The sequence below is a fragment of the Streptomyces sp. RP5T genome, from assembly GCF_003933965.1.
Lineage (GTDB): Bacteria > Actinomycetota > Actinomycetes > Streptomycetales > Streptomycetaceae > Streptomyces.
In genome coordinates, this window is record NZ_RSAJ01000545.1 from 1 (window position 1) to 5558 (window position 5558).

At 72.3% G+C, this 5558-nt stretch carries 1 protein-coding gene; it reads left to right on the forward strand.

What is annotated here, in order from left to right; all coding sequences use genetic code 11:
• Positions 1-57: 57 nt before the first annotated feature.
• Positions 58-5558: non-ribosomal peptide synthetase (locus EHS43_RS35875; RefSeq protein WP_312023466.1), on the forward strand; the 5501-nt coding region annotated here is incomplete at its 3' end.

Below are 5558 nucleotides of genomic sequence, written 5' to 3' on the forward strand. Positions count from 1 at the left end.
CCCCCGGACGGGGCGCCCCCCGCCCCGCCGAGCCCGCACGGGCTCAACCCCGCCTACGTGATCTACACGTCCGGATCCACAGGAGTGCCCAAGGGCACCGTGATCCCCGGCGAGAACCTCACGAACCTGTTGGCCGACTTCCAGGCGCGGATCCCCTTCGGGCCCGAGGACCGCCTGCTCGCGGTCACCACCTTCGGCTTCGACATCTCCAACCTGGAGCTGCTGCTGCCGCTGATCTGTGGCGGCGAGCTCGTGCTCGCCCGGCAGGAGGCTACGCACGATCCGGCGGCCCTGCGGCAGCTCGTCGAAGAGACGGGTGCGACGGTCGTCCAGGCGACGCCGACGCTCTGGCAGAGCGTGCTGGACAGCGAACCGGAGACACTGCGAGGGCTGAAGGTCCTGGTCGGCGGTGAGGCCCTGTCGGAGCGTCTGGCGCAGCAGTTGGGCGCGGCGGCACGAGAGGTCATGAACGTCTACGGCCCCACCGAGACGACGATCTGGTCCACGACGGCAGACGTCGGGCCGGCCACCACGGGCCGACCGCCGATCGGGCGCCCGCTGGCGAACACCCGAACCCATGTGCTCGACGCCCGGCTGCGACCGGTCCCCCTCGGTGCCACCGGTGAACTGTTCATCGCGGGCGCCGGCGTGGCCCGCGGATATCTGGGCCGGCCCGCACTGACCGCCGACCGGTTCGTGGCCGACCCCTTCGGCCCGCCGGGGTCACGCATGTACCGCACCGGGGACCTGGTGCGCCGTCGCGAGGACGGTGACCTGGAGTTCCTCGGCCGGGCCGACGGACAGGTCAAGATACGGGGTTTCCGGATCGAGCTAGGCGAGGTCGAACACGCTCTGTCGGGCCACCCCGAGATCGCCCGGGCCGCCGTGGTGGTCCGGGACCTACGCCCAGGCGGACCCGCTCTCGTCGCGTACGCCGTACCCGTACCCGGTACCGACCCCGACCCGGCCGCCTTGCGCGCCCATCTGGCCGAGCGACTGCCCGGGCACATGCTGCCCGCCGCGCTCACACTGCTGGACGCGCTGCCGCTCACGCCGAACGGCAAGCTGGACCGGGGGGTACTGCCCGACCCCGACCTCGGCCCGAAGGTGTCGGGCCGCGCACCGCGCACTCCGCAGGAGGAGATCCTGTGCGAGCTGTTCGCGCAGGTTCTCGAGGTACCGGCGGTGAGCCTGGACGACCACTTCTTCGGCCTGGGAGGGCACTCCCTGCTGGCGACCCGGCTCGCCAACGCCATCCGGTCGCGGCTGGGCGTGGAACTCCCGGTGCGCGCCCTGTTCGAGGCACCCACCGTGGCCGCGCTCGCCCGGCGGATCACCGGGTCCGCCGGCACCCGCCGCACCCTGACGGCCATGCAGCGTCCCGAACACATCCCGCTGTCCTTCGGACAGCGCCGGCTGTGGTTCATCAACCGGATGGACGGCGGCGGCGCCGCGTACCACATGCAGAGCGTGCTGCGGCTGAGCGGCGAACTGGACCGTACGGCGCTCACCGAGGCCCTGGCGGACGTGGTCGCCCGGCACGAGTCGCTGCGTACCGTCTTCCCCGAGGCCGACGGCGAGCCCCACCAACTGGTCCTGGAACCGCAGGAATCTCGCCCGGTCCCGGCGGTGGCGGACATCGACGAGAGTGGGCTCGCGGCCGCATTGCGGGACGCCGCCGCTCGGCCCTTCGACCTCACGCGGGACATCCCGCTGCGCGCCCATCTGTTCGCGCTCTCCGCGACCGAGCACGTGCTGATGCTGGTCCAGCACCACATCGCCGCCGACGGCTGGTCGTTGACGGTGCTGGCCCGTGACCTCGGTCGGGCTTACCGGGCCAGGAGCCACGGCGAGGCACCCGACTGGCGCCCACTGCCGGTTCAGTACGCGGACTACGCCCTGTGGCAGCGCGAGATCCTCGGCGAGGAGGGGGATCGCGAGGGTCTTCTGACGGCACAGACCGAGTACTGGAAGCGGGCCCTTGAGGGACTGCCCGAACAAACCCTGCTCCCCACGGACCGGCCCAGGCCGCGCAGCGCCGGCTTCCGGGGCGAGACCGTCCGGCTGGACCTCGACGGCGACCTCCACCAACGGCTGCTGGACCTGGCCCAGCGGCACAACGCGAGCCTGTTCATGGTGCTGCACGCGGCACTCGCCGCCCTGTGCACCCGGCTCGGCGCGGGGACCGACATCGCGATCGGGTCACCGGTGTCGGGGCGGTCGGACGACGCGTTGGACGATCTGATCGGCTTCTTCGTCAACACCCTGGTGCTGCGCACCCGTACGGCCGGCGACCCACGCTTCACCGACCTTCTGGCATCCGTGCGGGAGAGGGCGCTGGCTGCCTACGACCACCAGGATCTGCCCTTCGAGCGGCTGGTCGAGACCCTCAACCCCGACCGCTCGCTGTCCCAGCACCCGCTGTTCCAGATCTTCCTGGCCCTCCAGAACACCCCGGACGCCGACATCCGCTTCGAGGGACTCGACGTCCGGCCGCAGGACGAGGTCCTGCCCTCGGCCAAGTTCGATCTCGCGTTCAATCTCACGGAACGCTTCGGCGCCGAGCGTGCGGCGCAGGGCGTCCACGGCACCGTCGAGTACCGCACCGACCTCTTCGACCGCGACACCGTCGAGACCCTCGTCACCCGACTGGTCCGGTTCCTGCGGGCGGTGGCGGCGGATCCGCGCCGGCGGATCGGCGCGGTGGAGATCCTCGGCGCGGAGGAGCGGCTGCGCCTGCTGGGCGGCGCCCCTGGTCACGTTCCGGCCCACGGCTCTGCGGGGCATCTTCCGCCGCACGGCTCCGCGGACCGGCTTCCCACAGAATCCCGCACCGTGCACACCCGTTTCGCCCGCACCGCGGCCGCCCGCCCCGACGCCCTCGCCCTGCGGGCAGGCAACCGTGAGATGACGTACCGCGAACTGGACCGGCGGGCCGAAGAGTTGGCACGGGTGCTCAGGGCGCGGGGGGTCGGACCGGAGAGCCGGGTCGCCGTCTTCCTGGAGCGTTCGCCCGAGCTGGTCGTGTCGATGCTGGCCGTGTGGAAGGCGGGCGGAGTCTGCGTCCCGCTGCACGAGGCCTTTCCGGCGGACCGGTTGGAGTGGGTCATGGCGGACACGGCGGCCGTCGTGCTGCTGACGGACCGGCCGATGCAGCGCCGGAGCTTCCGTCATGACGCGCAGGTGATCGAGGTCGGCCAGGAGCCGGGGAGCGGTGCTGCCGCACCGGCGGGCCCGGACGTGCCGGTTCACCCCGAGCAGCTCGCGTACATCATGTACACCTCCGGTTCCACCGGTCTGCCCAAGGGCGTGGCCGTCACCCACCGGGACGTGGTGGCACTCGCCTGCGACCCGTGCTGGGACACCGGAAACCACGGGCGCGTCCTCATGCACGCGCCCTACGCCTTCGACATCTGCGACTACGAGCTGTGGGTGCCGCTGCTCGCCGGCGGGGAGGTGGTGCTGGCCCCGCCGGGACGACTGGACACCGCCGACCTGGCCCGGCTGATCGAGGCGGAGAAGATCACCGCGGTGCACTTCACGGCCGGACTGCTGCGCGTGCTGGCCGAGGACGCGCCCGGTTGCCTCTCCCAGGTGCGCGAGGTCCTCACCGGTGGCGACGTCGTGTCACCGGTCGCCGTGAAGCGCGTCCTGGAGTACGCGCCCGGGACGCTCGTGCGCCAGCTCTACGGCCCCACCGAGATGACGCTGTGCGCCACCCACCACGAGGTGCGCGCGCCCTACGAGGCCGGGGCCCGGGTGCCCCTCGGACGTCCCCTCGCGGGCACCCGGGTCTATGTGCTGGACGAGCAGTTGCGGCCGGTGCCGCCCGGGGTGACGGGTGAGGTGTATCTCGCCGGGTCCGGTCTTGCCCGGGGTTATCTGGGCCGGGCCGGTCTCACGGCGGAACGGTTCACTGCCGATCCGTGGGGACCGCCGGGCGAACGGATGTACCGCACCGGTGACCTCGGCCGCTGGAACCGCCGGTGGCAGCTCGAGTTCGTCGGACGCGGCGACGAGCAGGTGAAGATCAGGGGCTTCCGCGTCGAGCCGGGGGAAGTCGCCGCGACGCTGGCGGACCATGCCGAGGTCTCGCAGGCCGAGGTCCTGGCCCGCCCCGGCAGCCTGGGGGAACGGCAGCTGATCGGCTATGTCGTACCGCAGGGACGTCGTTCCGCCGCCCACGCCGAGGAGAGCGCCCGGCAGCACGTCGCCGAGTGGCGGCAGATCTACGACGGCATGTACAGCGGCTCCGGCACCGCCCCGTCGCACCCCGGCGGCAATCTGTTCGGCTCCGACTTCTCCGGCTGGGAGAGCAGCTATGACGGCCGTCCCCTTCCGGTGGCTGAGATGCGCGAGTGGCGTGAGTGCACCGTCGAGCGCATCCGGGCTCTGCGGCCCCGCCACGTCCTGGAGGTCGGCGCGGGCAACGGCCTGCTCCTGTCCCGCCTGTGGTCCGAGTGTGCCTCGTACTGGGCCACCGACTTCTCACCCCGGGCGATCGCGACGCTGCGGGCCCACGTGGGGGCGGAGAGGTCGGTACGGCTGCGGACCCAGCCGGCCGACGATCTGACCGGCCTGCCGACGGGACACTTCGACACGATCGTCCTCAACTCGGTGGTGCAGTACTTCCCGGACGGGGACTACCTGCGCAGGGTGCTGACCGGGCTGACCGGCCTGCTCGCCCCGGGCGGCAGGCTGTTCATCGGCGATGTCCGCAACCTGGAACTGCTCGACACGTTCCACGCGGCCGTCGAACTGGCCCGCGCGGTCGAGGACGAGGACCTGGCCGCGGTGCGGCGCCGGGCCCGGCTCCGAGCCGAACGGGAGAAGGAACTGCTGGTGGCTCCCGGCTTCTTCCACGATTTCGCCCGGCTCACCGAAGGTGTCACCGCGGCCGACGTGCGGGTCAAACGTGGCCACGCGCACAATGAGTTGACGCGGTACCGCTACGACGTCGTCCTGTACGCGGCGACGGACACACCGGCGTCCGGCGCCCCGGCGCCGGGCGCGGAGCCCGCCGTGCCCGTTCTCGACTGGACCGGGACCCCGGGCGACCTCGGCGCGCTGCGCACCCGCCTGGCCGAGAGCAGGCCGTCATCGCTGCGGGTGACCGGCGTCCCGGACGGCCGCACCGCACACGAACGCGCCGCCGCCGCGGCCTTGTACGCGGGCGAGTCCCTCGTCGGCACCGGGTCCGGCGTGGATCCGGCCCTGCTGTACGAACTGGGCGACCGCTTCGGGTACGAGACGGCGGTGAGCTGGGCGGGACCGGACTCCCCCGGTGTGCTCGACGTGCTCTTCTGCGACGCCTCCCGGCACACCGGCCCCCTCCCGTCGATCGGCTGGGCCGGCTCCGGACCCGGCCCTGACGGTGTACCGGCCCGGCACACCAACGCACCCGCCGCCTTCCAGGAGGCCAGACGGCTCTCCGGGGTGCTCCGCTCCCACCTCGCGGAGCGGCTGCCGGAGTACATGATCCCGTCGGCGTTCGTGGTGCTGGACCGATTCCCGGTGACCGCCAACGGCAAGCTCGACCGCGAGGCACTGCCGGAGCC